28 protein-coding genes, 1 tRNA gene and 1 riboswitch are annotated in these 26,972 nt (G+C 72.1%); of the genes, 21 read left to right on the plus strand and 8 right to left on the minus strand.

From position 1 onward, the window contains the following. Positions 1-135: 135 nt before the first annotated feature. A riboswitch (cyclic di-AMP (ydaO/yuaA leader) is annotated at positions 136-290 on the plus strand. Between the two features lie 4 nt (positions 291-294). From IO24_RS0112905 to IO24_RS0112915, 3 genes are all read left to right on the plus strand, one after another. Further along, on the plus strand, positions 295-1,212 hold the full coding sequence (locus IO24_RS0112905; RefSeq protein WP_031135162.1) for a M23 family metallopeptidase: 918 nt from the start codon (positions 295-297) through the stop codon (positions 1,210-1,212). A gap of 193 nt (positions 1,213-1,405) precedes the next feature. Next, positions 1,406-2,122 carry a DUF6250 domain-containing protein gene (locus IO24_RS0112910; RefSeq protein WP_031135165.1) on the plus strand — a complete coding sequence of 239 codons (717 nt, stop codon included), beginning with the start codon at positions 1,406-1,408 and terminating at the stop codon, positions 2,120-2,122. A 145-nt stretch (positions 2,123-2,267) separates the two neighbouring features. Then, entirely contained in the window at positions 2,268-3,053 is a 786-nt protein-coding gene (locus IO24_RS0112915; RefSeq protein ID WP_031135167.1) for an SGNH/GDSL hydrolase family protein, read from the plus strand. An 89-nt stretch (positions 3,054-3,142) separates the two neighbouring features. Here the strand turns inward: IO24_RS0112915 and IO24_RS0112920 are convergent, their stop codons facing one another. Both IO24_RS0112920 and IO24_RS0112925 read right to left on the minus strand, forming a co-directional pair. Next, positions 3,143-3,754, minus strand: coding sequence for a TetR/AcrR family transcriptional regulator (locus IO24_RS0112920; protein ID WP_078899245.1), 612 nt, complete (start codon positions 3,752-3,754; stop codon positions 3,143-3,145). 95 nt (positions 3,755-3,849) lie between these two features. Next, positions 3,850-5,028: a Glu/Leu/Phe/Val dehydrogenase dimerization domain-containing protein gene (locus tag IO24_RS0112925; protein ID WP_031135170.1), complete on the minus strand. Its 1,179-nt coding sequence runs from the start codon at positions 5,026-5,028 to the stop codon at positions 3,850-3,852. Between the two features lie 129 nt (positions 5,029-5,157). Here IO24_RS0112925 and IO24_RS0112930 point away from each other — a divergent pair, with 129 nt between their 5' ends. The 13 genes from IO24_RS0112930 (at position 5,158) to IO24_RS0112995 (ending at position 17,339) form a co-directional block, all read left to right on the plus strand. After that, the gene (locus tag IO24_RS0112930) at positions 5,158-6,342 is read left to right on the plus strand and encodes an MBL fold metallo-hydrolase (protein ID WP_031135172.1); all 1,185 of its coding nucleotides are present in this window, start codon (positions 5,158-5,160) and stop codon (positions 6,340-6,342) included. Between the two features lie 567 nt (positions 6,343-6,909). Further along, positions 6,910-7,263, plus strand: a complete 354-nt coding sequence (locus IO24_RS0112935; RefSeq protein ID WP_031135174.1) for a cupin domain-containing protein — start codon at positions 6,910-6,912, stop codon at positions 7,261-7,263. 942 nt (positions 7,264-8,205) lie between these two features. Next, positions 8,206-10,317, plus strand: a complete 2,112-nt coding sequence (locus IO24_RS0112945) for a sensor histidine kinase (RefSeq protein WP_037667815.1) — start codon at positions 8,206-8,208, stop codon at positions 10,315-10,317. Positions 10,318-10,385: 68 nt separating this feature from the next. Further along, entirely contained in the window at positions 10,386-10,817 is a 432-nt protein-coding gene (locus tag IO24_RS0112950) for a roadblock/LC7 domain-containing protein (protein WP_031135180.1), read from the plus strand. Between the two features lie 2 nt (positions 10,818-10,819). Beyond that, on the plus strand, positions 10,820-11,191 hold the full coding sequence (locus IO24_RS0112955) for a DUF742 domain-containing protein (RefSeq protein ID WP_031135182.1): 372 nt from the start codon (positions 10,820-10,822) through the stop codon (positions 11,189-11,191). Next, positions 11,169-11,798, plus strand: coding sequence for a GTP-binding protein (locus IO24_RS0112960; protein ID WP_031135185.1), 630 nt, complete (start codon positions 11,169-11,171; stop codon positions 11,796-11,798). Before IO24_RS0112955 ends, IO24_RS0112960 begins: the two co-directional genes overlap by 23 nt. Before the next feature lie 60 nt (positions 11,799-11,858). Further along, complete coding sequence (locus tag IO24_RS0112965; RefSeq protein ID WP_031135186.1) at positions 11,859-12,431, plus strand: GAF domain-containing protein; 573 nt, start codon at positions 11,859-11,861, stop codon at positions 12,429-12,431. A 181-nt stretch (positions 12,432-12,612) separates the two neighbouring features. Next, positions 12,613-13,641, plus strand: a complete 1,029-nt coding sequence (tdh, locus tag IO24_RS0112970; RefSeq protein ID WP_031135188.1) for an L-threonine 3-dehydrogenase — start codon at positions 12,613-12,615, stop codon at positions 13,639-13,641. A 35-nt stretch (positions 13,642-13,676) separates the two neighbouring features. Continuing rightward, positions 13,677-14,870, plus strand: a complete 1,194-nt coding sequence (locus IO24_RS0112975) for a glycine C-acetyltransferase (protein ID WP_031135190.1) — start codon at positions 13,677-13,679, stop codon at positions 14,868-14,870. 36 nt (positions 14,871-14,906) lie between these two features. Next, positions 14,907-15,809 (plus strand): LysR family transcriptional regulator, encoded by a 903-nt coding sequence (locus IO24_RS0112980; protein WP_031135192.1) that lies wholly within the window; start codon positions 14,907-14,909, stop codon positions 15,807-15,809. 46 nt (positions 15,810-15,855) lie between these two features. Next, positions 15,856-16,428, plus strand: coding sequence for a helix-turn-helix domain-containing protein (locus IO24_RS0112985; RefSeq protein WP_031135194.1), 573 nt, complete (start codon positions 15,856-15,858; stop codon positions 16,426-16,428). Next, positions 16,425-16,952, plus strand: coding sequence for a GNAT family N-acetyltransferase (locus IO24_RS0112990; protein ID WP_031135196.1), 528 nt, complete (start codon positions 16,425-16,427; stop codon positions 16,950-16,952). Before IO24_RS0112985 ends, IO24_RS0112990 begins: the two co-directional genes overlap by 4 nt. A gap of 30 nt (positions 16,953-16,982) precedes the next feature. Then, positions 16,983-17,339 (plus strand): MmcQ/YjbR family DNA-binding protein, encoded by a 357-nt coding sequence (locus IO24_RS0112995; RefSeq protein WP_031135198.1) that lies wholly within the window; start codon positions 16,983-16,985, stop codon positions 17,337-17,339. Positions 17,340-17,352: 13 nt separating this feature from the next. Here the strand turns inward: IO24_RS0112995 and IO24_RS0113000 are convergent, their stop codons facing one another. Further along, positions 17,353-18,264, minus strand: a complete 912-nt coding sequence (locus tag IO24_RS0113000; RefSeq protein ID WP_031135201.1) for a transketolase family protein — start codon at positions 18,262-18,264, stop codon at positions 17,353-17,355. Positions 18,265-18,293: 29 nt separating this feature from the next. Beyond that, entirely contained in the window at positions 18,294-18,998 is a 705-nt protein-coding gene (locus IO24_RS0113005; protein WP_031135203.1) for a thiamine pyrophosphate-dependent enzyme, read from the minus strand. Positions 18,999-19,134: 136 nt separating this feature from the next. On the opposite strand from IO24_RS0113005, the gene IO24_RS0113010 reads away from it, so the two are divergent. Then, a tRNA-Pro gene (locus IO24_RS0113010) sits at positions 19,135-19,208 on the plus strand. Between the two features lie 76 nt (positions 19,209-19,284). Here IO24_RS0113010 and IO24_RS0113020 read toward each other — a convergent pair. From IO24_RS0113020 to IO24_RS0113035, 4 genes are all read right to left on the minus strand, one after another. After that, a complete protein-coding gene (locus IO24_RS0113020) occupies positions 19,285-20,289 on the minus strand; it encodes a glycoside hydrolase family 43 protein (RefSeq protein WP_031135205.1) in 1,005 nt (334 codons plus the stop codon). Between the two features lie 33 nt (positions 20,290-20,322). Next, a complete protein-coding gene (locus tag IO24_RS0113025; protein ID WP_031135207.1) occupies positions 20,323-20,850 on the minus strand; it encodes an NUDIX hydrolase family protein in 528 nt (175 codons plus the stop codon). Between the two features lie 179 nt (positions 20,851-21,029). Further along, a complete protein-coding gene (locus IO24_RS0113030) occupies positions 21,030-21,842 on the minus strand; it encodes an SAM-dependent methyltransferase (RefSeq protein ID WP_031135209.1) in 813 nt (270 codons plus the stop codon). A gap of 144 nt (positions 21,843-21,986) precedes the next feature. Then, positions 21,987-22,802: a hypothetical protein gene (locus IO24_RS0113035; RefSeq protein WP_031135211.1), complete on the minus strand. Its 816-nt coding sequence runs from the start codon at positions 22,800-22,802 to the stop codon at positions 21,987-21,989. Between the two features lie 195 nt (positions 22,803-22,997). On the opposite strand from IO24_RS0113035, the gene IO24_RS0113040 reads away from it, so the two are divergent. Genes IO24_RS0113040 through IO24_RS0113055 form a run of 4 tightly spaced genes read left to right on the plus strand, consistent with a single transcriptional unit; the run spans position 22,998 to position 26,962 of the window. Beyond that, the gene (locus IO24_RS0113040; protein ID WP_045296123.1) at positions 22,998-23,639 is read left to right on the plus strand and encodes a helix-turn-helix domain-containing protein; all 642 of its coding nucleotides are present in this window, start codon (positions 22,998-23,000) and stop codon (positions 23,637-23,639) included. A 52-nt stretch (positions 23,640-23,691) separates the two neighbouring features. Next, on the plus strand, positions 23,692-25,017 hold the full coding sequence (locus IO24_RS0113045) for a M24 family metallopeptidase (RefSeq protein ID WP_031135214.1): 1,326 nt from the start codon (positions 23,692-23,694) through the stop codon (positions 25,015-25,017). Then, positions 25,017-25,994 carry a thiamine pyrophosphate-dependent dehydrogenase E1 component subunit alpha gene (locus IO24_RS0113050; protein WP_031135215.1) on the plus strand — a complete coding sequence of 326 codons (978 nt, stop codon included), beginning with the start codon at positions 25,017-25,019 and terminating at the stop codon, positions 25,992-25,994. The genes IO24_RS0113045 and IO24_RS0113050 overlap by 1 nt, the downstream gene beginning before the upstream one ends. After that, positions 25,982-26,962, plus strand: coding sequence for an alpha-ketoacid dehydrogenase subunit beta (locus IO24_RS0113055; RefSeq protein WP_031135217.1), 981 nt, complete (start codon positions 25,982-25,984; stop codon positions 26,960-26,962). Before IO24_RS0113050 ends, IO24_RS0113055 begins: the two co-directional genes overlap by 13 nt. Positions 26,963-26,972: the final 10 nt, after the last annotated feature.

The raw sequence follows: 26,972 nt of genomic DNA on the forward strand, positions 1-26,972 counted from the left end.
GGTGACGGCGCAGGTGCCGGCGCGTCAAGAAAAACACCGTCACGGGCAACCGCAAGCTTGTCCCATTGCGTCTTGGTCGCTTACGTTCCACACCAATCCGGACGGACGCCTAATCCTGCCGCCGCCCGGAGCCCCACACACTGACCCGACGTACGGCAGGAGCGGGGGACCCACAGGTAAGACGCCTGTTCCGGTTCCCGGAACGGCTTGGGGTTAAGCCGCGCCCCGGCGCGGCCGGGCATCTCCAGCCCGCACCCGACAGCTCACCTCGCAGGCGACGGAGAGGAATTCGCCATGCCCGCGAAGGGTAAGCACCGCCGCCCCAAAACCCAGCGTTTCACCCGCTCCATCGCCGTCGCCGGAACCGGCGGGGCCGCCCTCGCCCTGCCGCTCATGGGGGCCGCCGGCGCCCACGCCGCCACCCCGCAGTCGGCTCCGGAGAAGGCCGCCCAGTCCGCTCCGGCGGCCGAGAAGAAGGCCGCCGAAAAGGCCACCGGTGCCCGCACGTACAGCGTGCGGGCCGGCGACTACCTCGCCAAGATCGCCGACGACCAGAACGTCAGCGGCGGCTGGAAGAAGCTCTACGCGGACAACCGTGACGCCGTCGGCTCCGACCCGTCGCTGATCCACCCGGGCCTCAAGCTGTCGATCGGCAAGAAGGCGGCGAGCGCGCCGAAGCCCTCGGCCCCGTCCGCGCCGAAGGCCTCGGCCCCGAAGCAGTCCGCCGCCGAGTCGGCCCCGAAGGCGGAGACCGCCGCGAAGCCGGCTGCCGCCGCCAAGCCGGCCGCCGAGAGCAACTCCAGTGGCTATGCCCTCCCGGTGGACGGTGCCACCGTCGGCACGCCTTACCGCATGTCCGGCAGCATGTGGTCCAGCGGTTACCACACCGGTGTCGACTTCGTCGTCCCGACCGGCACCTCCCTCAAGGCGGTCGGCGCGGGCACGGTCGTCTCCGCCGGCTGGGGCGGCGCCTACGGCAACCAGGTCGTCATCAAGCTCGACGACGGCCACTACGCCCAGTACGCCCACCTGTCCCAGCTCTCCGTCTCGGCCGGCCAGAGCGTGACCGCCGGGCAGCAGGTCGGCCTGTCGGGCGCGACCGGCAACGTGACCGGACCGCACCTGCACTTCGAGATCCGCACCACGCCGGACTACGGCTCGGACGTGGACCCGGTCGCCTTCCTGCGCTCGCACGGCGTCTCCGTCGGCTGACCGGCCGCACGACCGCCTGCCTGACACGCGACCGAAGGCCGGACCCCGATCCCCGGGTCCGGCCTTCGGTGTGTGCGTGCCGCTGACCGCCCCAAGGGATCGACAGGCGGCGGCAGTTGGGACAGAGTGACCCCGTCCGGAGTGCAAGCGCTTTCCCGAGCCTTCCCGGCGGATCCCGAGGAGTTGTGTCACCGTGCCGACCACCCGCAGAGCCTTCGGAGCCCTGGCCGCCGGGGCCGCCCTGGCGGCCCTCGCCCCCACGTCCGCCGCGCACGCCGCGCCCCGTCACCGCCGCCTCATCGCCCACGACGACTTCTGTCACGGCCTCGGGCAGTGGGTCACCGAACTCCAGGACGGCGGCACCGTCACCGCCTCCCGCGGCATCCTGGAGATCGACGTACCGAGCGGCGCGACCGTGTGGTTCAGGCGGCGGCTCGCAGGGCCGTACCTCCTCGAGTACACCGCCACTCCCGTCTCCGAGGGCGGGGTCAACGACCGGGTCTCGGACCTCAACAACTTCTGGAACGCGACCGACGTCCGCTCCCCGGGTGACCTCTTCGCGACGCCGCGTGGCGGCGCCCTCGACGAGTACGATCACCTCACGACGTACTACGCGGGCTACGGCGCCAACCACAACACCACGACCCGGCTGCGCCGTTACGTCGGCGAGCCCGGCGTCCGCCCGCTGGTCTTCGACTACACCGAGCCGTTGCTGGTCCCGGGCGAGCCGAACCGGGTCCGGATCGTCTCCGACGGCTCGACGGTCCAATGGTGGAACAACGGACGGCTCGTCTTCGACCACACCGATCCGCAGCCCTACACGAGCGGGCACTTCGCCTTCCGGACCGTCTGGAGCCATTTCCGGATCAGTGGATTCCGGGTCTGGCGGCTCACTCCGAAACATCCATGACAAGCGGTGTATTCCGGAGTTGGCGAACACTTTAGGAGTGGCTTATCTCACCGCCCGTCAACCCTTTCCTACGGTCGCGTAGGTCACATTCGAAGGTGAATCATGAGCTGTTGTGGCAGACGATTCGAAGAGTGACAGCAGAGCAGTGATCGGGTCGTACGTGGCGGTGGGGGACAGCTTCACCGAGGGCGTCGGTGATCCCGGCCCCGACGGGGCGTTCGTCGGCTGGGCCGACCGGTTCGCCGTGCTTCTCGCCGACCGCAGGCCCGAGGGCGACTTCCGGTACACCAATCTCGCCGTACGCGGAAGGCTCCTCGACCAGATCGTGGCGGACCAGGTTCCGCGGGCCGTCGACATGGCCCCGGACCTCGTCTCGTTCTGCGCGGGGGGCAACGACATCATCCGGCCCGGCACCGACCCGGACGAAGTGGCCGAGCGCTTCGAGCGGGCCCTGGCCCGGCTCACCGCCGTGTCCGGCACAGTCATGGTGACGACCGGGTTCGACACCCGTGGCGTGCCCGTGCTCAAGCACCTGCGCGGCAAGATCGCCACGTACAACGGACATGTCCGGGCCATCGCCGACCGGTACGGCTGCCCGGTGCTCGACCTGTGGTCCCTGCGCAGTGTGCGGGACCGCAGGGCCTGGGACGCCGACCGGCTGCACCTGTCGCCCGAGGGGCACACGCGCGTGGCGCTCCGCGCGGGCCAGGTCCTCGGCCTCGACGTGCCGGCCGACCCCGAGCAGGAGTGGCCTCCGCTGCCCCCGCGCGGCGCGCTCCACGTGCGGCGGGACAACGTCGCCTGGGCGCGCGAGTTCCTGGTGCCGTGGATCGGGCGCCGGCTGCGCGGGGAGTCGTCGGGCGACCATGTGACGGCCAAGGGGGCGCTGTCGCCGGACGACATCAGGATGCGGATCGCACCGGTGGCGTGAGAGCGGCTCCCGCGCCTGCGGGCCGTGCCGGACACCGGCACGGCCCGCAGGCGTCGCAGCCGTGGCCTCCAGGAGCCGTCGGAAACCCCCTAGGTGGCCAGCCGCTCTTCCTCCAGGCCCAGTTCACGGACGAGCGTTTCCTCCACCCACTCCTGGGCCCGCGCTCGCGGCACCGCCCCGGCGTAGGACGTCAGCTGGACGGCGAGGCCGTCGAGGAGGGCGGTGAGACGGAGGGCCGTGCCCTGTGGGTCCGGACAGCGGAACTCGCCGGCGGCCACGCCCTCCGCGATGACCTCGGCGAGGGCCGCCTTCCACTGCCGGTCGAGGTCCTGGGCCACCCCCCGCAGCGTGGGGTCGCGCAGCGCCGCCGCCCAGCCCTCGATCCACAGCCGCCAGCCCTTGGCCTGCCCGGTCGGGGCGTACCACCGTACGGCCGACCGCAGCCGGCGCAGCGCCGGTGCACGGCGGCCGAGCAGCTTGCGCAGATGCGCCAGGTCGCCCTCCGCCGCGTGCCGGAACGCGGCGGCGACCAACTGCTCCTTCGTCGAGAAGTGGTAGAGGACCAGCGCGTTGCTCACGCCCAGCGCGGAGGCCACGTCGGCGATTCTGACCGCCGCCACACCCCTCGCCTCGATCTGCTCGATGGCGGCCCGCAGCAGATCCCCGCGCCGCTCGGCCACACTCAACCGGACTCTCGTCACGCCGTCACCCTACCCACCCGCCTCCCACCCCCTGACGGGGCGTTTCAGCCTGTCCGGCACGGTCCGCGACGGCAGTCGGTGAGGCGGTGGGCGCCTCACCGGAACCAGCCGAACCGCTCCGCGATCAGCGGCAGCCGGTCCGCCGCGATCGCGTGGGCGGCGGCCCTCGGTGTCGTCCCGTCGGCCTGCGCGCGGGCCAGCATCCGCTCGACCAGGACCCGCATCGAGCGGCGGGTGTACGCGAACGCCTCCTCGGCGTCGGCGCCGATGTCCCCGAACAGCGTCCACCACCACCAGGCGTTCGTCCCGGAGTTGACCACGACGTCCGGCAGCACGGTCACCCCGCGCGCGGCCAGCAGCAGCTCCGCCTCCGGCCGTACGGGCATGTTGGCGGCCTCCACGACCCAGCGGGCGGTGATCCGCTCCTGGTTCCCGGCGTCGACCGCGTACGACACGGCGGCCGGCACCAGCACGTCCGCGTCGGCCGCCAGCCAGGCGTCGCCCGGCAGTTCGCGGTCGCCGGGGCGCAGCGCGCAGCGGTCCACCGTGCCGTGGGCGTCCCGCGCGGCGAGCAGCGCCTCGACGTCGAGCCCCGCCCGGTTGACGATCGTGCCCTTGAGATCGGCGACGGCCACGACCGTCAGCCCCGCGCGCGTGAGGAAGCGCGCGGTGGCTCCGCCCATGGTGCCCAGCCCCTGGAGGGCGACCCGCGTCCCGGCGTACGGCACACCGGCCCGGTCCAGTGCGGCCAGGGCCGCCTCGGCCACCCCGCAGCCGCCGACCAGCTCGTCCAGACCGATGCCGTCGACCTCGACCGCGAACGCGTCCCGGAGCCGCCGCCGGGCCTCGGCCTCGTCGTCCAGCAGCGGATACACGGCCTGGATCGAGGAGACCAGCCCCGCCTCGGCGGCGGCCCGGTCCACCAGGTCCTGGGTGAGCCCCAGGTCCTCGCCCGTCGTCCAGCAGCTCTCTATGTACGGCCGCATCGCGCGCAGGTAGCGCACCAGGAGCGGGTACGCCTCCGGGTCCCGGGGGTCGCAGTCGATGCCGCCCTTGGCGCCACCGAGCGGGACATAGCGGTTCGCCGGGTCGTAGTGCAGGGCCTCCTTCACGGTCATGCCGCGGGCCAGGCCGGTGACCTCGTCCAGCGTGCAGCCCGCGCGCATCCGCAGACCACCGCTGGCGACCCCGCGCACCAGTCGGTCGACGACCAGGAAGCCCTGCCGTCCCGTGAGGTGATCGGTCCAGGTCAGGGACAGCAGGGGGGTGGCCATACGGGCTCCTTCGCCGCCGGGATACTGAATCATCGGTCAGTATCCATCTCTGGTGGGGTCCCTGTACGCCAGTGTTGTCGGAGGGGCCGCCCATAATGGAAAGCCTGACCGACTCCACCTGGAGGTACCGTGGCCGGTTTCCGTACCCTGAGCTCCGGGCTCCGCGCGCTCCGGCCCGGGGCGTTCGGCGCGGACCCGAGCGGTGAGCGCATGGCGCGCATCCGCAGATCGCCCCACTTCAAGGACGGGGTCTTCCAGAACCCCGGCGGCCCCGCGCGGACCCGGCCCTCGGGGTCGGCCCTGGACTTCGCGAAGGTCTTCTTCGACAAGGACACCCGGCCCCGCCGCGCCCCGAAAAGCACCGTTCCGGTGCACGCCACCACCCTCGCCGACATCGCCCGGCCCCCGGCCACCGGGCTGCGGCTGACCTGGATGGGGCACTCCAGTGTCCTCGCCGAGATCGACGGCCGACGCGTGCTGTTCGACCCGGTGTGGGGCGAGCGCTGCTCCCCCTTCCCCTTCGCCGGGCCCAAGCGGCTGCATCCCGTGCCCCTGCCGCTGGCCGCCCTCGGCCCGGTCGACGTCGTGGTCATCTCGCATGACCACTACGACCACCTGGACATGCCCACCATCAAGGCGCTCGCGGGCACCGACACGCTGTTCGCCGTGCCCCTCGGAGTGGGCGCGCACCTGGAGCGCTGGGGCGTGTCCGCCGGCCGGCTGCGCGAGCTGGACTGGCACGAGACCACCGAGATCGGCGGGCTCAGCCTCACCGCCACCCCGGCCCGGCACTTCTGCGGCCGCGGGCTGCGCAACACCCAGCACACCCTGTGGGCCTCCTGGGTCGTCGCCGGTGCGGAGCACCGGATCTACCACAGTGGAGACACCGGCTACTTCGACGGCTTCAAGGAGATCGGCGCCGCGCACGGGCCGTTCGACGCCACGATGATTCAGATCGGCGCCTACTCCGACTTCTGGCCCGACATCCACATGACCCCCGAGGAGGGCATGCGCGCCCACCTCGACCTCCAGGGCGGCCCGGAGCACGGCCCGATGCTGCCGATCCACTGGGGCACCTTCAACCTGGCGACGCACCCGTGGGCGGAGCCGGGGGAGTGGACGCTGGCCGCAGCCGGCGCGGTCGGACAGGCAGTCGCCGTCCCGGTTCCGGGCCAGCCTTTCGAGCCCGCCGGAGACCTCCCTGCACGCCCCTGGTGGCGGGATGTGTCCCTGCCCCTGAACCGCGAGTGGCCCGTCCAGGAGAAATCCCCCGAGGTGTCCTGCGGCGACGTCGATCTCGTGGGCGATCGCTGACCTACGACGCGGCCGGTCGTCCGCGCCGCCGCACTGCGCCCCTCGACCCGGGCACGGGCGACGGTCCTGGGCGCACGCGCTCCACTACACCGTGGTGTGGGCAGAGTTGAGCAGACATCCGCTGGGCGGGATCCGCTGGGGTCGGGGGCCAGGGGTGGCGGTGGATTCGTGGGTGGCGGCCGAGCCGAACCAGGCATGTGACCTGCTGATCCGGAGGGGTTGACACAACGTCCGGGTACCGCGCCCCGGCTGGACAGATCACGTGTTGGCGCCGTCCCGGGTCATCGAGATGCTCAGGAGATCGCAGCAGACCGACGACGCAGGCCAGGAGACGAGTCCCACCCCACTGTCGCCGCGCCATCCCCCTGGCGGCCCGAGGCCAGGGCGCCCTGCCTGTGCCCGCTGAGACGGTCGCCGACCTGCTGTGCCCCGAAGCCGTGGCCGGCAGGTGAGAAGGAGACCCGACCGTTGATCGATCTGCGCCGTCGCCGGGCTGGGCCCGATCCGATCGAGTCCTCGACCGGTGGCGCGGCGACCGACTTCTCAAGCCCGTAGAAAAGGAACACCATGTCGCTCCTGAAGACCATCGACACCGACCCCTCCTTCGCTCCGCAGGAGTCCGGGCCGCTCCCGGAACGCCTGATCTCCGGCAACCCGACTCACAAGACCTGGGCCCAGGACGTGGCCCGCGGGGAGACGATCAATACGGGCATCTGGGAAGCGACCCCCGGCGAGACCCGCTCGATCAAGGGCGAACTCTTCGAGTTCTGCCACATCCTCTCCGGCGTCGTCGAACTCACGCCGGAAGGTGGCGAGCCGGTGATCTACAAGGCAGGCGACAGCTTCGTCATGAAGCCTGGCTACGTCGGTGTCTGGAAGACCATCGAAACCGTGCGGAAGATCTACGTGACCGTGAAGTGATGCCGATGCCGCGCGAGTCGGCCGTCTTCGAGGACACTCGCGGGAGTACGTGCGTGGTCCGGTGAGTCCGCGGCACGAAGGACGGGGCCCCGATCGTGGACGACACCGGTTTCCTTGGAGGGGCAGCGCGTCTGCCGGCCGAAACCGCCCCGTCCGAGCCATGGTGGCGTGGGGTGGCGCTTGCCCCGGCGGGTGGACTTCCCGCCGGAAGCCCTCGCCGGAGCCGGGATCAAGACCGCGTCGGACGCTGTAGCCATGGCCCAGGCCGACACGGTGAGTGACGGCTACCGTCAGGCGGAAGAGGGCAGCCAAGACCCCGAGACGCCCCCGGCGGGCTGGCCCGGGGCGTACGGCAGACCAGCGGCGAGGGCCGGGGAGCGAGAGGCTCCCCGGCCCTCGCCGTCTGCGTGTGACCGCATCTGACCAGGTCGGATCGATCTCTTGTGATTCGTGACCGGAGACACCGGGGTGTTATCGGTCTGTCGTGCGAGACCTCATACCAGAGCGGGACGCTCACCGTATGAGTTTGTCAACTGCCCACCGCACATGATGGCCTGGTGACTACTGTCAGTGGCCATTGGGAAACAGGGCGGATCAGGGAGCGGGGGCCGGCACGTGCAGGCGCAGGGCGGACGAGGGAGTCGACGCGACGGGGATCCCCGCTGCCCGCGCGCCACCGACGCCGGCACAGGCGCGGTCGACGACACGGAGGCCGGCGTCGAGGGCGCGGGCACCGCGGTCGGTGCCGCCGGGGCCGGCTCGGGAGGCACCGGGGCCTCCGGCCCAGGACGGCACACCGGGCCCCGCGGCGTCGGTGGAGTGCGGAAGCGGGGAGAGTCCGGGCGGGCGGGTGGGGGTGCGCGCAAGAGGCCGCGCGAACCCGGCCGCACCCCCGCAAGCTCCCCAGGCACCCAGGCCCGACGGACCAGTACGAGGACACCGATGTCTCACCTCCGCGCCCCGGCCGCACGCGCAGACCGCCGTGAGGGCGGGCGGCACGGGCGGCCTGCCGTCCGCACCGCACCCGCGCTGCCCGAGACCCATATACGGCCCCAGCTGCTGCGCCTCGCGGTGCTGCCGCCCGTCGCCGTCGCCCTCAGCGGCTGCGCCGCCGTCCTCTTCACCGTCCGGTCAACCGGGACGCGTCCGGGCCTCACCCTGTGGGCCGTGCTCGGCGGCGCGGTCTTCGTGGCCCTCGTCGGCATCGTCGTCGCCGCGGTCGCCGCCAACCGGGCCGCCCGGTCCGTACACGACCGCATCGGCGTGCTGCGCCGCAGCACCGCACGGCGCGAGGCCGACCTGCGCACCCTCGTCGAGTCGCTGCGCCGTGGCGACGGCCCGCCGCAGCTCGCACCGCAGAGCCGGCACGCGGGCCCCGCCGAGGACGCCGACGACTTCGACCTCCTCACCGCCGACCTGTCCCGCGCGCACGACGGCGCCGTCACCGCCGTCGTGCAGGCCTCCCAGCTCTCCAGCCAGGCCGGCAGCGAACAGAAGCTCGAGGTGTTCGTCAACCTCGCCCGGCGCCTGCAGTCCCTGGTGCACCGGGAGATCTCCATCCTCGACGAGCTGGAGAACGAGATGGAGGACCCCGATCTGCTCAAGGGGCTCTTCCACGTCGACCACCTCGCCACCCGCATCCGACGTCACGCCGAGAACCTCGCCGTGCTCGGCGGGGCCGTCTCCCGCCGCCAGTGGAGCAACCCGGTCTCCATGACCGAGGTGCTGCGCTCCGCCATCGCCGAGGTCGAGCAGTACTCGCGGGTCAAGCTCGTGCCACCGATCGACGGGCAGCTGCGCGGCCACGCCGTCGCCGACGTCATCCATCTCCTGGCCGAACTCGTCGAGAACGCCACGGTGTTCTCCGCCCCGCACACCCAGGTCCTGCTGCGCGCCAACCTCGTCACCTCCGGCCTCGCCGTCGAGGTCGAGGACCGTGGACTCGGCATGCCCCTGGAGGAGCAGACGCGGATGAACGCGCTGCTCGCCGACCCCGACCAGGTGAACGTCGCCCGGCTCCTCGCGGACGGCCGCATCGGCCTGTTCGTCGTCTCTCAGCTCGCCCGGCGGCACGGCATCACCGTCCGCCTCCAGAGCAACATCTACGGCGGAGTGCAGGCGGTGCTGGTCGTACCGCAGGCGCTGCTGGGAGCGGAGGCGGGGGCGGGGACGCCCGGGGGAGCGGGGCAGCCGGAGGGCGCGGCGGACGGTACCGCCCGGCCGGCTGCGCCGGGACGGCCCGACGGGCAGACCGGTCGGGGCGGGCAGGGCGGGCAGACGGCGCGGCATGGGCAGAACGGGCAGGCCGATCCTGCCGGTGCCGGTGGCGCGTCCAGGGGGCTGTCCCCGGTCGGGGATGCTGACTTCGGCGTCTCGTCCGTGCCGCTGCCCGCGGCCGGATCAGGGCCGTCGGTCCCGCTCCCCGCATCGGCCGCACCCCGCGGGCACGAGCAGGGAGCCGAACCTGCCCCGGGCGGGGGCGCGCAGAGCGGCCGGCCCGCGCCCCTGCCCATGCGGGGGGCACGACGGGAGCGTCCCACCCCGGCCGAGGCACGGCCCGGTATCAGTCCCGACGACCGGCGCGTCCTCGCCGAGAACGTCACCGCGCCTCCCACCCCGCGCAACGGCCCTGTGCGCGGCACCATGGGCAAGCCCCAACTGCCCCGGCGCCGCGCCCAGGAGCACATCGCACCCCAGCTGCGTGACGGCCCGACGCCACGCCAGGACCCCGAGTACCTCGTGGGTCACGACCCCGGTCTGATGGCGGCCTTCCAGCGCGGCATCAGCCTCGCCGAGGCCCAGCAGAGCATGGAGGCCGGGCACAGGGACCGGGGCGACATGGACGCGGGCCACACGGATTCCGCCCACATGGACCCCGCCCACACGGACCCGGCACCCACAGGGCCCGACCACAGGGTCCCGATGCCCGTCCGGCCGGTTCACCTCGAGGCGCTCCCCTCGGAGCTGTCCCCCTCGAGCAGGCCGATGCCCGGCTCCCGTTCCGACCACCGCACGACCACCACCCGGCAGGACGGGAGCGCACCGGCCGGATGACCACCCCCCTTCACACCCCCACCCCCAGCGCTCCCGCAGACCTTCGTACCCCAAGGAGTCGATCCACCATGGCGAGCGATGCGCCGACCGCCCATGTTTCCGATCTCGACTGGCTGATGAGCGGCCTCGTGCAGCGCGTACCGCACACGAGCGCCGCGGTGCTCCTGTCCTGCGACGGGCTCGTGAAGTCCGTGCACGGCCTTGACCCGGACAGCGCCGACCACATGGCCGCCCTGGCCTCCGGCCTGTACTCCCTCGGCCGCAGCGCCGGGGTCCGCTTCGGCGACGGCGGTGACGTCCGGCAGGTCGTCGTCGAACTCGCCTCGACCCTGCTGTTCGTCACCACCGCCGGCTCCGGCACGTGCCTGGCCGTGCTCGCCGGCCGCGAGGCCGACGCGGCCGTGCTGGGCTACGAGATGGCCATGCTGGTCAAGAGTGTCCGCCCCTACCTGGTGACCGCTCCCCGGCAGTCCGTCGAATCCCCGGCGATGAGGCCTTGAGCGTGACGGCGGCCGGTGACGGGCCCTGGCTCGACGACGCGGCCGGGCGGCTGGTGCGGCCGTTCACGGTCAGCAACGGCCGCACCCGTCCGACCGTCGCGCTCGACCTCGTGTCGCAGGTGATGGCCACCGGGGCGACCCCCCTCGGCTATCTCGGACCCGAACACGCGCAGGCGCTCGAGCGGTGCCGGGTGCCCGTCGCCGTCGCCGAGGTCGCCGCCCATCTCCGACTGCCGGTGGCCGTCACCAAGGTGCTGCTGGCGGACCTCGTCGACTGCGGGGCGCTGACCACCAAACCCCCCGCGTTCCACCACAACCCGACGGACCGGGCCCTTCTGGAGGCAGTGCTCGATGGACTACGACGACAGCTCTGACTACACCGACGGACCGGGCTACGGCGCCGACCCGTTCCCCACCGCGCTGAAGATCCTGGTGGCGGGCGGGTTCGGCGTGGGCAAGACGACCTTCGTCGGCGCGGTCAGCGAGATCGCGCCGCTCAGCACGGAGGAGCTGCTCACCACCGTCAGTGCCGCGACCGACAACCTCGACGGCATCGAGAACAAGGTCGAGACGACCGTGGCCATGGATTTCGGTCGCATCACCCTCGACCCCGAACATGTGCTGTACCTGTTCGGCACGCCCGGACAGGAGCGATTCTGGTTCATGTGGGACGAGTTGTGCGAGGGCGCGCTCGGCGCGGTCATCCTCGCCGACACCCGCCGGCTGCAGGAGTGCTTCGCCGCCGTCGACTTCTTCGAACAGCGTGGCCTCGGATTCATCATCGCCGTCAACGAGTTCGACGGCGCCTACCGCTACGACCCCGACGAGGTGCGCGGTGCCCTGGACCTGTCCGACGACGTCCCGGTCGTCTGCTGCGACGCGCGAATCTCCAGCTCCGGGGTCCAGACCCTGCTGACCCTGGTGCGCCATCTCATCGCCCACACGCCCGCCCCCGCTACGGGGTATGGCGCCCACATGTGACCCCCTCACACCGCCACGGAGTTCATATATGACGCAAGCCCACAGCTCAGGAGCTCGCCCATGACCTACGACCCGCCGCGCCCGGCCGGTCGTCTGCTGCTCACACCCGAGGACAAGGAGGCCCCCGCCCGCACCCGCCGACTGCGCCGACTGGGCCTGGGGGAGCGCCCCGAACCCGCACTCGACGCCTTCGCGCACCGCCTCGCCGAGCTCACCGGGGTGCCGTACGCCATGGTCAACCTCCCCGACGAACAAGGGCAGTTCTACGCCGGCCTTTATGTGCCGGCTGTCGCGCCGGTGGTGCGCAGCGACGGCACCAGCCCGCGTCTCAGCCGCGCCCTGCCCCGCGATCACGGCTTCTGCCCCCATGTGGTGGCACGCCGCAAAGCCCTCGTCCTGGAGGACGTCGGCGACTATCCGCGGTTCGCGGGCAATCCTGTGGTCGACGAGTTCGGCATCCGTTCCTACCTGGGGGCACCGCTCATCGACGGCACGGGCCTGGTGCTGGGCACGGTCAGCGTCGCGGACGTCGAGCCGCGGCCATGGGGCAAGCCGGGCCTGACGGCGATCAAGGACCACGCCGCACAGCTCGTCGTGGAGCTGGAGAGCCGGGGCGGCCTGCCGCCCTACTGAGGCCCAGGGTTGCCGTGGGCCCACCGAGGGCGTGAAGGAAAGCTGAGGCGGCGCTTAAGAAAACCTCGATGGACCGGCGTGGCCGCCGTACGGCAGATTGCTGTGCGATCCCACTCCTCTCCCGGTCCAGGGGTTCCTTCGGCATGCCCGGAGCCGGGACTCACCCTCAGGAGCCGTAGCGGTGAAGGCGCTGGTCAAGCAGAAGGCGGAACCCGGGCTGTGGCTCGCGGACGTCCCCGAGCCCGCCGTCGGGCCCGGCGACGTACTCATCAAGGTGCTGCGCACCGGCATCTGCGGCACCGACCTGCACATCCGGGCCTGGGACGGCTGGGCCCAGCAGGCGATCAGCGCCCCGCTGGTGGTCGGGCACGAGTTCGTCGGGGAGGTCGTTCAGACCGGGCGGGACGTCACCGACATCGGCATCGGAGACCGGGTCAGCGGCGAAGGCCACCTGGTGTGCGGCAAGTGCCGCAACTGCCTGGCCGGCCGCCGCCACCTGTGCCGGGCCACCGTGGGGCTGGGTGTGGGCCGGGACGGGGCCTTCGCCGAGTACGTCGCGCTGCCCGCCGCCAACGTCTGGGTGCACCGGGTGCCCGTCGACCTCGACGTGGCCGCGATCTTCGACCCGTTCGGCAACGCCGTGCACACCGCGCTGTCGTTCCCGCTCGTCGGCGAGGACGTGCTGATCACCGGCGCGGGCCCCATCGGCCTGATGGCCGCCGCCGTGGCCAAGCACGCCGGGGCCCGCAACGTCGTGATCACCGACGTCAGCGAGGAGAGGCTGGAGCTGGCCCGCAAGATCGGCGTCAGCCTCGCGCTCGACGTCTCCGGTGCCACCATCGCCGACGGACAGCGCACGCTCGGCCTGCGCGAGGGCTTCGACATCGGACTGGAGATGTCCGGCCGCCCCGAGGCCATGCGCGACATGATCGCCAACATGACGCACGGCGGCCGGATCGCGATGCTCGGCCTGCCCGCCCAGGAGTTCCCCGTCGACTGGGCCCGCATCGTCACCTCGATGATCACCATCAAGGGCATCTACGGCCGCGAGATGTTCGAGACCTGGTACGCCATGTCGGTCCTGCTGGAGGCCGGCCTGGACCTCGCGCCCGTCATCACCGGCCGCTACGGCCACCGTGACCACGAGGCGGCGTTCGAGGACGCGGCGAGCGGCCGCGGCGGCAAGGTCATCCTCGACTGGACCGCGTAACCCCCCTACTTGGCAAGCACTTCAGGAGCCCTTCCATGTTCGACTCCGTACGCGACGACCTGCGCGTCACCCTTGACGAGATCCGCGCCGCCGGCCTGCACAAGCCCGAGCGCGTGATCGGCACCCCGCAGTCCGCCACCGTGAACGTCACCGCGGGCGGCCGCCCCGGCGAGGTCCTCAACTTCTGCGCCAACAACTACCTCGGCCTCGCCGACCACCCCGAAGTCGTCGCCGCCGCCCACGAGGCCCTGGACCGCTGGGGCTACGGCATGGCCTCCGTCCGCTTCATCTGCGGCACCCAGGAGGTGCACAAGGAACTCGAGGCACGGCTCTCGGCGTTCCTCGGCCAGGAGGACACGATCCTCTACTCCTCCTGCTTCGACGCCAACGGCGGCGTGTTCGAGACGCTGCTCGGCCCGGAGGACGCGGTCATCTCCGACGCGCTCAACCACGCCTCCATCATCGACGGCATCCGCCTGTCCAAGGCCCGCCGCCTGCGCTACGCCAACCGCGACCTCGCCGAGCTGGAGGCCCGCCTCAAGGAGGCGTCCGACGCACGCCGCCGCCTGATCGTCACCGACGGCGTCTTCTCCATGGACGGCTACGTCGCCCCGCTGCGCGAGATCTGCGACCTCGCCGACCGCTACGACGCGATGGTCATGGTCGACGACTCCCACGCGGTCGGCTTCGTCGGCCCCGGCGGCCGCGGCACGCCCGAGCTGCACGGCGTCATGGACCGTGTGGACATCATCACCGGCACCCTCGGCAAGGCCCTCGGCGGTGCCTCCGGCGGCTACGTCGCGGCCCGCGCCGAGATCGTCGCGCTGCTGCGCCAGCGCTCCCGGCCGTACCTGTTCTCCAACACGCTCGCCCCGGTGATCGCGGCGGCCTCGCTCAAGGTCCTCGACCTGCTGGAGTCGGCGGACGACCTGCGCGTCCGGCTCGCCGAGAACACGGCCCTCTTCCGCAGCCGTATGACCGAGGAGGGCTTCGACGTCCTCCCCGGCGACCACGCCATCGCCCCGGTGATGATCGGCGACGCGGCGGTCGCCGGGCGTATGGCGGAGCTGCTGCTGGAGCGCGGCGTCTACGTCATCGGCTTCTCGTACCCGGTGGTGCCGCAGGGCCAGGCCCGCATCCGCGTCCAGCTGTCGGCCGCGCACTCCACGGACGACGTCAACCGCGCGGTCGACGCCTTCGCCGCGGCACGGGCGGAGCTGGAGGGCTGACCGCCGGAACAGGGCGGATTTGAGACAATCGATCGCATGATCGAAGCGCGGCGGCTCCACATCCTCCGTGCGGTGGCCGACCACCGCACGGTGACGGCGGCTGCCGCCGCGCTGTACCTCACGCCGTCGGCCGTCTCCCAGCAGCTCGCCGCCCTCGAGCAGGAGACCGGCCACCGGCTCGTCGAGCGCGGCGCCAAGGGAGTACGGCTCACCCCCGCCGGCGAGATCCTGCTCAACCACACCAACGCCGTCCTCGCCCAGCTGGAGCGGGCCGAGGCCGAGCTGGCCGCGTACAGCTCGGGGGCGGCCGGTACCGTCACGGTCGCCTCCTTCGCCACCGGCATCGCCCTGGTCGTCGCGCCCGCCGTGGCCTGTCTCGCCCGGTCGGCGCCCGGGATCCGCATCCGCGTCCAGGACGCCGAGGGCGACGCCAGCCTGCCGATGGTGCTGGACCGGCAGGTCGATGTCGCCGTCGCCGTCGAGTACCGCGGGGCGCCGCCCGCCGACGACCCGCGACTGGCCCACGTACCGCTGTACGCCGAGCCCTTCGACGCGGTCGTCCCGGTCACCCACCGCCTGGCCGACGCGGCCGAGGTACCCCTCGCCGAACTGGCCAAGGATCCGTGGATCGGCCAGTACCCCGGCAACCCCTGCCACGACGTGGTGATCCTGGCCTGCGAGAACGCCGGTTTCCAGCCGCGCATGGAGCATTCCTCGGACGACTTCCGCGCGGTCGTCGCCCTCGCCTCGGCCGACGCGGGTGTCGCGCTGGTGCCGCGCTCGGCGCTGCGCGGCATGGACCTCACCGGGGTGGTGGTACGCCCCGTCGACGGGACGGCCCCCACCCGCAGGGTCTTCGCCGCCGTACGCAGGGGAGCCGAGGAGCACCCCCTGATCAGCCCGGTGCTGGACGCGCTCGGCGCGGCGGCCCGGCTGTGAGCGGTCTGTAACCCGGCCGTCTCGTATCCGGGATAGCGTCCCGGATGTGAGAAGTGACGAGGTGGACCCCGTCGACGCCCGGCTGGGCGCACGCCTGGCCGAGCTGCGGGCCGAACACGGCTGGTCCCTGGGTGAGTTGGCGGACCGCAGCGGGGTGAGCCGGTCGACCCTGTCCCGGGCCGAACGGGCGGAGACCAGCCCCACGGCCGCACTGCTGAACCGCCTGTGCGCCGTCTACGGGCGCACGATGTCCCAGCTGCTCAGCGAGGTCGAGGCCGAACCGGAGGCCGTCGTCCGCTCCACCGGGCAGCCGGTCTGGCAGGACCGGGCCTCCGGCTTCGTACGGCGGTCCGTGTCACCCCCGCATTCCGCCCTGCGCGGCGAACTCGTCGAAGCCCGCCTCTCGCCCGGCGCCGACATCGCCTACGACCGCCCGCCCGTCGCCGGACTGGAGCAGCACATCTGGATCCTGGAGGGGGCCCTCGACGTGACCGCGCAGGAGACCGAACACCACCTCGGTGCCGGCGACTGCCTGCGGATGCGGGTGTGGGGCCCGACCCGGTTCCGGTGCGCCGCCCCCGAAGGCGTCCGGTACCTGCTGGCGGTGGTGCGGCCGTGAACCGACTGGACGAAGCTCAACTGCTGCGACACGCGGGGAAGCTGGCGGACCTGCTGGTCGACACCGTGAACGGTGGCGCCTCGGTCGGCTTCCTCGCCCCGCTCCGTCATGCGGAGGCTCTGGCCTGGTGGGAGGGGCGGGCCGGCGACGTGGCCGCGGGCCGGGTCGCCGTATGGGCGGCGCACGACGGGGAACGGCTGCTCGGCACCGTGAGCCTGGCCTTCCCCGACAAGGCCAACAGCCGTCACCGCGCCGAGCTCGTGAAGTTGATGGTGCACCCGGACGCCCGGGGGCGCGGCCTCGGCCGCGGGCTCCTGGCCGCGGCGGAGGGCGCGGCCGCGGCGGCCGGTGTCACCCTCCTGCACCTGGACACCGAGACCGGCAGCCCCGCCGAGCGTCTGTACCGGTCCGCCGGCTGGACCGCGATCGGCGCGATCCCCGATTACGCGGCCGGCCCCGGCGGAGTGCTGCGCCCGACGACGATCTACTACAAGCGCCTACCGGCAACCGCTCCCACCAGGTGATTGTCAGTGGGAGCCGATACGGTGCCTGCCATGCCGGATGCCGAAGACGTACGACGGATCGCCCTGTCCCTGCCGGACACGACGGAGAAGATCGCCTGGAGCATGCCCACGTTCCGGGTCGCGGGGAAGATGTTCGCCACGCTGCCGGAGGACGAGACCTCCATCGCCGTCCGCTGTCCCAAGGAGGAGCGCGACGAACTGGTGCTCGCCGAGCCGGGAAAGTTCTGGATCGCCGGCCACGAGTCCCAGTTCGCCTGGGTGCGGGCCCGGCTCGACGCCATCGAGGACGAGTCCGAGCTGCGGGACATCCTCGCCGACTCCTGGCGCCAGGCGGCCCCGACCGGACTGCTGGAGGCCCATCCCCGGCTCGGCCTGCCGGCGGGGTGACGTCCTGCCGGCCTCACACCCGGACCGCCGCCCCGAGGAAGCTCCCGATGCGCTCCCGCAGCGACCGGGCGTCGAGACCGTGGGCGGCGACATGCTCCTCGGGCTGCCCGTACCGGCGCAGTTCGCGACGGCCCACGCCCAGCCCGAGGATCCGATGCGGCGCATCCGACAGCGCGTCGCTCGCGGCGGCCGTCGACGTCCCCGCCAGGTAGGGCTCGACGAGGACGACGTCCGTACCGGCCGCCTCGGTGGCCCGGCGCAGGGCGGGCGCGTCGAAGGGGCGGACGGTGGTGGCGTACAGGACGGTGACGTCCAGACCCTCGGTGGCGTCGAGCACGGCGTCGAGCATCGGCCCCACGGTGACCACCACACCGGAGCGTCCCTCGCGGACCGTGCGGAAGCGCTCCCCGTCGACCGGCATGGCTCGCCCGTTGGACTGGAGGGACAGCCGGACGTACACCTTGTCGTCCCCCGCGGCGACCGCGTGCCGCAGCAGCGTCTCGGCCTCGTCCGGATGCCCCGGCACATGGACGGTCCAGCCGTCCAGGGTGTCGAGCAGCGCCACGTCGCCCGGCGCCATGTGGGTGTAGCCCCCGGCCGGCCAGTCGAAGGAGGCGGCGGCGCTCACCAGCACCGCGCCCACGTCCTGGTGCCCGAGATCCAGCTTGACCTGCTCGAAGGGGCGCTCGACGAGAAAACTGGCGAACGTGTGCACGACGGGCCGCAGCCCGGTCAGGGCCAGCCCGGCCGCCGCACCGACCAGCAGCTGCTCGCGGATGCCGACGTCGACGACCCGGCCGGGATGGCGGCGGGCGGCCCCGGTGAAGCCGTCCGTGCCGATCGCGGCCAGGACCACGGCGAGGCGGGGATCCTCGTCGAGCAGCCGGGAGGCGACAGGGGCGAAACGGTCACGCATGGTGTCCATGGAGATGAGGTCCCTTCCGGTGCGGGGGTTCAGGCGGACTTCGGCTCGACCCGGGCCACGACCACGTGCGGGCGGCCCGGGTGCGGCGCGGTGAAGGCGGCGTGCAGCGCCTCGTGGTCACGGCCGTCGACGGTCAGCGCGGACCAGCCCGCCGCCTCGAAGCGGGCGGCGATCCCGCCGGGCCGCGCGTATGCCGCGGAGGAGTTGTCGACGACGACGGTGTGCAGCCGGTCGAGTCCCGCGGGCCCGGCGAAGGCGATCGCCTCGTGGTTGCTGCCCTCGTCCAGCTCGGCGTCCCCGATCAGCGCCCACACCCGCGGCTCGTCGAGCCCCTGGGCGCGCAGCCCCAGCGCCGTGCCGACGGCGATCGGCAGCCCGTGTCCCAGCGATCCGCTGCCGATCTCGGCCCCCGGCACGAGCGTCCGGTCGGGGTGGTGGCCGAGCGGGGAGTCGTACGAGCCGAAGCCCGGCAGCCACTCCACCGGCACGAAGCCCTTGGCGGCCAGCACGGCGTAGTACGCCATCGGCCCGTGCCCCTTCGACAGCAGGAACCGGTCCCGCCCCGGGTCGTTCCTGTCCTCCGGGCTCACCCGCAGCACCCGGTCGTAGAGCACCCACAGCACGTCCAGGGTGGACGTGGCGGCCGGGCCGTGCTTCTCGTCGCCGGTCATCAGGCCCATCAGCCCGGGCAGGTCGGCATACGTGTACGTGTATGTCTGCGTCGCTTCGGTCATGACGACGAGCGTGCAACCTCAACCAAACTTGAGGTCAAGCGGCGGCGTCGCGGAAACGGATGCGCGATCACCGGCGCGAGTGCGGTATTGTTTCCCTGCGCGTTCGGCCGGGGGAATCCCCAGGTCAGACGGGCAACGGGACGTGGCGCAGCTTGGTAGCGCACTTGACTGGGGGTCAAGGGGTCGCAGGTTCAAATCCTGTCGTCCCGACAGAATCGACCAGCGGGTCTGCCGATATCCGGCAGACCCGCTGGTCGCGTTCGGGGGAGTCGCCGAGAGGGCGGGGTCAGCCGCCGCCGTCCAGGTCCTCACGACGCCGCACGATCTCCAGCTCGTGCCCGGCGAACCGCATCTCGTACAGCTTGCCGCGGGCGTCCTCGAAGGGCCGGTGGAGGATCATCATCAGCCTGCCGTCGAAGGTGTGGAAGAGCATGCCGTGGCCGCTGTCGTCGCGGACCAGCGGACGGCGCTGCTCCCACGGTCCCGCCAGGTCCCCTGATCCGGACACGGCGTAGGTCTGCACATAGCCGCCGCTGACCGTGCCGTCCTGACCAACCACGTTCTTCTCGTAGGTCGACCACAGCATGAGCAGGGAGCCGTCGGGGGTGCGGTACAGCTGGGGGCCGTCGGTGATGTAGGGCGGGAGCTGGTGCGGAACGCCGGCGGGGATCTGCTCGGTGGTCCACGGCGCGTCCGAGGCCTTGAAGAGGAACACCGGGTCGCCGGCCGTCCGGGACAGGTCGGGGGCCAGGCGGACCGCCTCCATCGTTCCGTCGATGGTCTGCAGCCACTCGTGCGCGTACACCATCCACGGCTGCCCGGACGGGTCGACGTACAGCGTGCCGTCCAGGGTCATCAGGTGCTCGGGCGGGACGGGCCGGGACGGGTCGAGCACCGTGAAGGGGCCGAGCAGCGAGTCGGAGACCGCCGTGACCGTGCCACGCATGTGGGCCGGGGTCCGGAAGGGCACACCCCACTGGTTCGGCGGCGGCGGGGCCGGAAGCGGCCGGTCCGCGTTGTGCAGAGTCGTGAACAGGTAGTACCTGCCGCCCCACGCGTGCACCTCCGGTGCCCACGCCCCGTCCGTCGCCCAGATGCCCTCCTGCCCGGCGGTCCGGAAGACCACCACGGGCGGCGTCCAGTCGCGCAGGTCGCGGCTGCGGTAGACCATCGTGCCGGTGCCGTCCACGCCCGACACGGAAGGGACGTTGGACGTGTACAGGTGGTAGGTGCGGGTCGTGTCGTCGGCGACGACGAACGGGTCGTGCAGCGGCATGTCGGGAAGCTGCATCGGCGGAAGTCCCTTCGTGACCGCCCGGGACGGTCAGATCACGCAGCCCGCATGCGCCAGCGCCTGCTTCAGCAGCACTCCGTGCCCGCCCGGCATCTCGCTCTGCACGGCCTCCGAGACGGCCTCCTGCGGGCTGAACCACACCAGGTCGAGCGCGTCCTGCCGGGGCCGGCAGTCGCCCGTCACGGGCACGATGTAGGCGAGGGACACCGCGTGCTGGCGGGGGTCGTGATACGGCGTGATGCCCTGGGTCGGGAAGTACTCCGCGACCGTGAACGGCTGGAGCGACGTGGGGACGCGGGGCAGCGCGACGGGGCCGAGGTCCTTCTCCAGGTGGCGCAGGAGGGCATCGCGGACGCGTTCGTGGTGCAGCACGCGGCCGGAGACCAGTGTCCGGCTGACCGTACCCTCGGGTCCCATGCGCAGCAGCACGCCGACACTGGTGACTTCGCCGCTGTCGTCGACGCGGACCGGGACGGCCTCGACGTACAGGATCGGCATGCGGGCACGTGTCATCTCCAGTTCGTCGGAGGACAGCCAGCCGGGCGTGGTTTCGGTCATGTCAGACATTGTTTGATCATACTTTCAGCCGTTCGGGCTCCGTGGGTAGCCGCTCCCTGAGAACTGTGACCGGCCACACGCCTGTTCAATCGTCCTCCGGCCCTTCGACCTGCGGCCGGTAGACCCGCAGGGCGTTGTCCCGCCCGGCCCACCGCGCGATCCGCAGCGCCCGCCGCGCGTCAGGGCTTCACGGCCACCGCGCCGTACTGCGGCACGAGTACGGCCGATCCGGGCTCGGCCCGCCACTGTCCGCACGACACCATGCCCGGTTCGAGCATCTCCAGTCCCTCGAAGAACGCGGCGATGTCCGCGCCGCTGCGGGCGGTGATCGGGGGAGTGGCGTTCTCGTTCCAGAACTTCATGGCCGGGACCTGGCCCGCGCCGCCGAGCTCGTCGTCGAAGGTCGGGTGGGTGAGGACCAGGAAGCTGCCGGACGGCATCGCGGCCATCACACGGCGCACGATGTCCCGGGCCTTGTCGACGTCCAGGACGAAGTTGAGGATGCCCAGCATCATCACGGCGACGGGCCGCGTGAAGTCCAGAGTGTGCCCGGCCCGTTCGAGGATGGCGTCCGGGTCGTGCACATCGGCGTCGATGTAGGCGGTGACGCCGTCGTGGGTGCCGGTCAGCAGGGTACGGGCGTGCACCAGCACGATCGGGTCGTTGTCGACGTAGACGATGCGCGAGTCGGGAGCGAGGCGCTGGGCGATCTCGTGGGTGTTGTCGGCCGTCGGCAGTCCTGTGCCGATGTCGAGGAACTGCCGCACTCCGTGCTCACCGGCGAGGAACGACACGGCCCGGCCGAGAAAGTCCCGGTCCGCCCGGGCGATGTCCCGGATGACCGGGAACATGCCGGCGACGTGCTCGCCGATCCGCTGGTCGACCTCGTAGTTGTCCTTGCCGCCGATCCAGTAGTTCCACACGCGCGCGTTGTGCGCCACACCGGTGTTCAGCCTCGCCGACCCTCCCGAAGGGGTGTGGCCATCGCTCACGTCTCGTCCTCTCCTCGCACTCGCACGAACGACCGAAACCGGTCATCGCCGCCATTGTGCCGCTCCGGTGATCACGCTGTCCCGGGAATCGGCGGAGCGGGCACGGAGGGGCAGGGGGAGGAGCTGCTCGCCGTGCGGGCCGGTCTAGTTGGGGCTCGCGGCGGGCGACTTCCCGGCCAGGACGTCCTTCAGGCGCTGGGCGCCCTCCCGCACCGCCTGCTCGACCGAGTCGTTCTCGTCCCCGTCGAGCCCGCCCGCCGTGACGGTGATCGCGTCGTCCCCGACCCGTACGGCGGCGACGTCGAGGGTCAGCGTGGCGGCGTCGCCGCCGGCCGAGCCCTGCACCGTCACGCGCAGACCCTGACGGGCGTCGCCCGCCTTGGGCAGTGGGATCCCGATGACCTGGACGGTCCGCTGCTCGTTTCCGTCGGTCACGGTGAACTGGTCGCACTTGTCCGGCAGCGTGCCCATCCAGTTCAGGGAGTCCTGCGGGTCGGTCCGGTCGTAGGAGGCGACCTGGTACAGCAGGCGGGAGTCGCCCTCCTCGAAGCCGCGCAGTTCGGAAGCGCCCGAGGGCCTGCCCAGCAGATCGTCGTCGAACAGCGAGTCGAGGAGCCGCTGGCAGTCGGACGCCTGGGCCTTGGCGGTGAGGAAGTCGGAGACGTCGACGGTGCCGATGAGCAGGCTGTCGTGCCAGTTCTCGGCCTCCGTGTCCTTGACCTGCGTCCAGTCGTCCTCGATGTCGGCCTCGGTGATCAGCGCGGTCCGTGCGCCGTCCGTGGAGAGGGTGGCGGTGGGAGAGGGGGTCTGCCGCTTCCCGGCGACCTGGGACGCGGTGACGCCCGAGACGCGCGTGCCGTCCGTGCCGCCGTCGTCCGAGCAGGCGGCGGTGGAGAGCAGCGTGCCCGCCGTCAGGGCGGAGGAGACAACACGGACGAGCCGGGACGGACGACGGGTCATCGGGAGCGCCTCCTGGGAACGTGATGCGTGCCGCCAGCGCACCACCGCCGCCGACGGCCCACCACCGGCACCGGACCGTTCGGGTGAGCGCCGCCGGGGGTGCGGGGGCTGCCCGACTCCTGGCGTCAGGGCTCATGCCCGCTGTTCAATGAGACTGCACAAGATGCACCAGCCGGCCGAGCAGAGGAGCCGCCCGTGTCACCCGCCGTCGTGCCGCCCGTCGGCGCGCGCATCCGGCAGGCCCGCCTGGAGCGCGGTACGAGCCTGCGCGCGCTGGCCCGGGAGATCGGTGTGTCGGCGAGCCTCGTGTCGCAGATCGAGACCGGCAAGAGCCAGCCGTCGGTCAGCACGCTGTACGCGATCACGTCGGCCCTGGGGATCTCTGTCGAGGTTCTCTTCGACGTCCGGGAGAGTGCCGTCGCGAGCCCGCCCGGCGCGTCCCCCGCCACCGTGCCGCACGCCCTCGCCGCCCTCGCCGCCGATCAGGGGCGGCGGATCGGGCCGCTGGTCGCCGCCGGCGGGCGCGAGACGCTGGAGCTGGACTCGGGGGTCGTGTGGGAGCGCCTGGGCCGGGTGCCGGGCGCGGAGGCCGACTTCCTGCTGGTGACCTACCGGCCCGGCGGCTCGTCCTCCGGCTCCGGCGGGCTGATGCGGCACCCCGGCACCGAGTACGGCTATCTGACCTCCGGCGAGCTGATCCTCACCCTCGGTTTCAAGGAGTACACGCTGCGGCCGGGCGACTCCGTCTGCTTCGAGTCGACGACACCCCACCGCTACCGCAACGATGGAGAGGTACCGGCTGTGGGCGTCTGGTTCGTGTCCGGCGGTGTTCAGTGACACTTGACACCCACTGCACTCGGGCGTTCACTCCGGAGTGGGGGTGGTCGCCATGGCGATCCACACATATGGACCCAACGCCGTCGACTGGGAAGAGCGCATCGACCTGGACCGGCTGCGCGGGCAGCGGCCGGCCCGGCTGCACGAATTCCTGAACCGCTCCGAGCTGGGCGCGGTGCTCAGCTTCGACTTCGCCAACATCCGCTACATGACCGCCACTCACATCGGCACCTGGGCGATGGACAAGCTGATCCGCTTCGCCCTGCTGGTGCGCGACGGCCAACCGGTCGTCTGGGACTTCGGCTCCGCCGCCCGCCACCACCAGCTGTACAACCCGTGGCTCGACTACGGCGACGGCAGGGGCGGCCCGCCCACCGGCGCCCGGGCCGGCATCTCCACTCTGCGCGGTGCCTTCCACCCCGACGCCGGGATCGCCGAGGACGTTGCCGCCAAGATCGCCGCCGAACTGCGCGACCACGGGCTGGCGAACGAACCGCTCGGCGTCGACGTCGCCGAGATGCCCGTTCTCGCCGCCCTGCGCGCCGAGGGCATCGATGTCGTCGACGGACAGCAGGTCTTCCTGGAGGCCCGCCGCATCAAGACCGGCGACGAGATCGCCCTGCTCACCCAGGCCTGCGCCATGGTCGACGCGGCCTACGAGGAGCTGTACGGCCACCTCCGCCCGGGGGTGCGCGAGAACGAGTGCGTCGGCGTGGTCAGCAAGGTGCTGTACGACCTCGGCAGCGAGTACGTCGAGGGCGTCAACGCCATCTCGGGCGAGCGCTGTTCCCCGCATCCCCACGTCTACAGCGACCGGCTGATCCGCCCCGGCGACCCGGCCTTCTTCGACATCCTGCACAGCCATCTCGGCTACCGCACCTGCTACTACCGCACGTTCGCCGTGGGCAGCGCCTCACGGGCGCAGCGGGACGCGTACGTGCGCTGCCGGGAGTACATGGACGAGGCGATCGCCCTGGTCCGGCCGGGCGCCACCACCGCCGACATCGTGCGGGTCTGGCCGCGCGCCGAGGAGTTCGGCTTCGCCGACGAGACCGCCGCCTTCGCCCTCCAGTACGGCCACGGCGTCGGCCTGTCCATCTGGGAGAAGCCGATCTTCAGCCGCCTGGTCTCCCTCGACCACCCCGAAGTCCTGGAAGAGGGCATGGTGTTCGCCCTGGAGACGTACTGGCCGGCCGCCGACGGCTGGTCCGCCGCCCGCATCGAGGAGGAACTGGTCGTCACCGCCGACGGCTGCGAGGTCATCACCAAGTTCCCCGCCGAGGAACTGCTGGTGGCCGGGCGCAAGTACTGGACGGTGGGCGGCGAGCTGAACACCCGCCGCGAGGCGCAGTCCCACCTCAACACCGGGGACCGCTGATGGACACCGGCCCGCTCCTCGACCGGTACGAGCGGATGAACGTCATCCGCCGGACCGAGAAGGCCGCCCACGACCTGTTCCTGCGGGGCCTGGTGAAGGGCACCACGCACCTGGCCGCCGGGCAGGAGGCGATCGCCGTGGGCGCGAGCGCCGCCCTGCGCCCGGACGACTATGTGTTCGCCACCTACAGGGGACACCACCATGCCCTCGCCCGCGGTGCCACCCCCGAGGAGTGCCTCGCCGAGCTGATGAGCCGGGCGACCGGGCTGTGCCGGGCCAAGGGCGGCTCCATGCACCTGACCAAGGCGGCCACCGGCATGCTCGGTTCGTACGCCATCGTCGGCGCCCACCTCCCGATGGCGGTGGGCGCGGCCTGGTCGGCCCGGCTGCGCGGCACCGAGCAGCTCGCGGTCGCCTTCTTCGGCGACGGCGCGACCAACATCGGCGCCTTCCACGAATCCCTCAATCTGGCCGCCGTGTGGAAGCTGCCGGTGCTGTTCGTGTGCGAGAACAACCTGTACATGGAGTACACGCCGATCGCAGACGTCACGGCCGTGCCCCGGCCCGCCGCCGACCGGGCCCCGGCCTACGGCATCCCGGGCGAGGTCGTCGACGGCAACGACGTGGTGGCGGTCGAGGAGGCGGTGGGGCGGCTCGCCCGGCGTGCCCGGGCCGGAGACGGGCCCGCCGTGCTGGAGGCCGAGACCTACCGGCACTTCGGGCACAGCCGCGCCGACCCGGCGGCCTACCGCCCGGCCGAGGAGGTCGAACGCTGGCTGAAGCACGACCCGTTGGACCTGGCGCGGGGACGCCTGGCCGAACTGGGGGTGGGCGAGGAGACGGTGGCCGAGGCCGACGAGCGGGCCCGGACCGTCGTGGAGCGGGCCGTGGCGGCGGCGAAGGCCGCGCCGCCGCCCGATCCGCGCGAGGCACTGACCGACGTGTGGGCGGACGGAGGTGCCGCATGGCGGACGTGATCACCTACCGGGAGGCGGTCGCCGAGGGCATCGCCCGCGAGATGCGGCGGGACGCGTCGGTGGTGTGCCTCGGTGAGGACATCGCCGCGGCCGGCGGGGTGTTCAAGACGAGCACAGGGCTGCTGAAGGAGTTCGGGCCGGGGCGGGTGTGGGACACGCCCATCTCCGAACAGGCCATCGTGGGCGCGGCGATGGGCGCCGCCATGACCGGGATGCGTCCCGTCGCGGAGGTCATGTTCTCCGACTTCCTGGCCTGCTGCTGGGACTACCTCGCCAACGAGATCCCCAAGGTCCGTTACATGACCGGCGGCCAGGTGACCGTGCCCCTCGTCGTGCGCACCGCCAACGGCGGCGGGCTCGGCTTCGGCGCCCAGCACTCCCAGGCCACCGAGAACTGGGCCCTGACCGTCCCCGGGCTGAAGATCGCGGCACCGGCGACACCGGCCGACGTCATCGGCATGCTGGCGGCTGCGATCCGCAGCGACGACCCGGTGGTCTTCTTCGAGCACAAGGGGCTGCTCGCGACCAAGGGCCCGCCGCCCCCGCCCGATCACGTCGTCGAGCTGGGCCGGGCCGCGGTCGTGCGGGAGGGCGGCGACATCACGCTGGTCGCGCTCGCCTCCATGGTTCCCCTGGCCCTGAAGGCCGCCGGCGTACTGGCCGGGGAGGGCATCGACGCCGAAGTGGTCGACCTGCGCTGCCTGGTCCCGCTGGACGCCGCGACCGTCCTCGCCTCGCTGGAGAAGACCTCCCGGCTCCTCACCGTGGAGGAGAACCCGTACCAGGGCGGCTGGGGCGCCACCGTCGTCTCGGTCGTCGCCGACGAGGGATTCGGCCTGCTGGACGCGCCCGTGCGGCGGGTGGCGGGGGAGTGCGTCCCGCTGCCGTTCGCCGACGCGCTGGAGGAACAGGTCATCCCCACCGTCGACAAGGTCGTCACGGAGGTCCGCAGGCTCGCAGCGTACTGAGCCGCACACC

It is taken from the genome of Streptomyces flavovariabilis (assembly GCF_000725785.1).
GTDB classification, from domain to species: Bacteria; Actinomycetota; Actinomycetes; order Streptomycetales; family Streptomycetaceae; genus Streptomyces; species Streptomyces hawaiiensis.

Bases quoted from the DNA above. Each gene is read 5' to 3' on its own strand.
- IO24_RS0112925 (WP_031135170.1), bottom strand. From the start codon at position 5,028: ATGGCCACCCCCCTGCTGTCCCTGACCTGGACCGATCACCTCACGGGA.
- IO24_RS0112980 (WP_031135192.1), top strand. From the start codon at position 14,907: ATGATCGAAGCGCGGCGGCTCCACATCCTCCGTGCGGTGGCCGACCAC.
- IO24_RS0112965 (WP_031135186.1), top strand. From the start codon at position 11,859: ATGACCTACGACCCGCCGCGCCCGGCCGGTCGTCTGCTGCTCACACCC.
- IO24_RS0113025 (WP_031135207.1), bottom strand. From the start codon at position 20,850: ATGACCGAAACCACGCCCGGCTGGCTGTCCTCCGACGAACTGGAGATG.
- IO24_RS0112960 (WP_031135185.1), top strand. From the start codon at position 11,169: ATGGACTACGACGACAGCTCTGACTACACCGACGGACCGGGCTACGGC.
- IO24_RS0113020 (WP_031135205.1), bottom strand. From the start codon at position 20,289: ATGCAGCTTCCCGACATGCCGCTGCACGACCCGTTCGTCGTCGCCGAC.
- IO24_RS0113045 (WP_031135214.1), top strand. From the start codon at position 23,692: ATGGCGATCCACACATATGGACCCAACGCCGTCGACTGGGAAGAGCGC.
- IO24_RS0113000 (WP_031135201.1), bottom strand. From the start codon at position 18,264: ATGGACACCATGCGTGACCGTTTCGCCCCTGTCGCCTCCCGGCTGCTC.
- IO24_RS0113050 (WP_031135215.1), top strand. From the start codon at position 25,017: ATGGACACCGGCCCGCTCCTCGACCGGTACGAGCGGATGAACGTCATC.
- IO24_RS0112945 (WP_037667815.1), top strand. From the start codon at position 8,206: ATGTCTCACCTCCGCGCCCCGGCCGCACGCGCAGACCGCCGTGAGGGC.
- IO24_RS0113035 (WP_031135211.1), bottom strand. From the start codon at position 22,802: ATGACCCGTCGTCCGTCCCGGCTCGTCCGTGTTGTCTCCTCCGCCCTG.
- IO24_RS0112950 (WP_031135180.1), top strand. From the start codon at position 10,386: ATGGCGAGCGATGCGCCGACCGCCCATGTTTCCGATCTCGACTGGCTG.
- IO24_RS0112975 (WP_031135190.1), top strand. From the start codon at position 13,677: ATGTTCGACTCCGTACGCGACGACCTGCGCGTCACCCTTGACGAGATC.
- IO24_RS0112935 (WP_031135174.1), top strand. From the start codon at position 6,910: ATGTCGCTCCTGAAGACCATCGACACCGACCCCTCCTTCGCTCCGCAG.
- IO24_RS0112995 (WP_031135198.1), top strand. From the start codon at position 16,983: ATGCCGGATGCCGAAGACGTACGACGGATCGCCCTGTCCCTGCCGGAC.
- IO24_RS0113005 (WP_031135203.1), bottom strand. From the start codon at position 18,998: ATGACCGAAGCGACGCAGACATACACGTACACGTATGCCGACCTGCCC.
- IO24_RS0112905 (WP_031135162.1), top strand. From the start codon at position 295: ATGCCCGCGAAGGGTAAGCACCGCCGCCCCAAAACCCAGCGTTTCACC.
- IO24_RS0113055 (WP_031135217.1), top strand. From the start codon at position 25,982: ATGGCGGACGTGATCACCTACCGGGAGGCGGTCGCCGAGGGCATCGCC.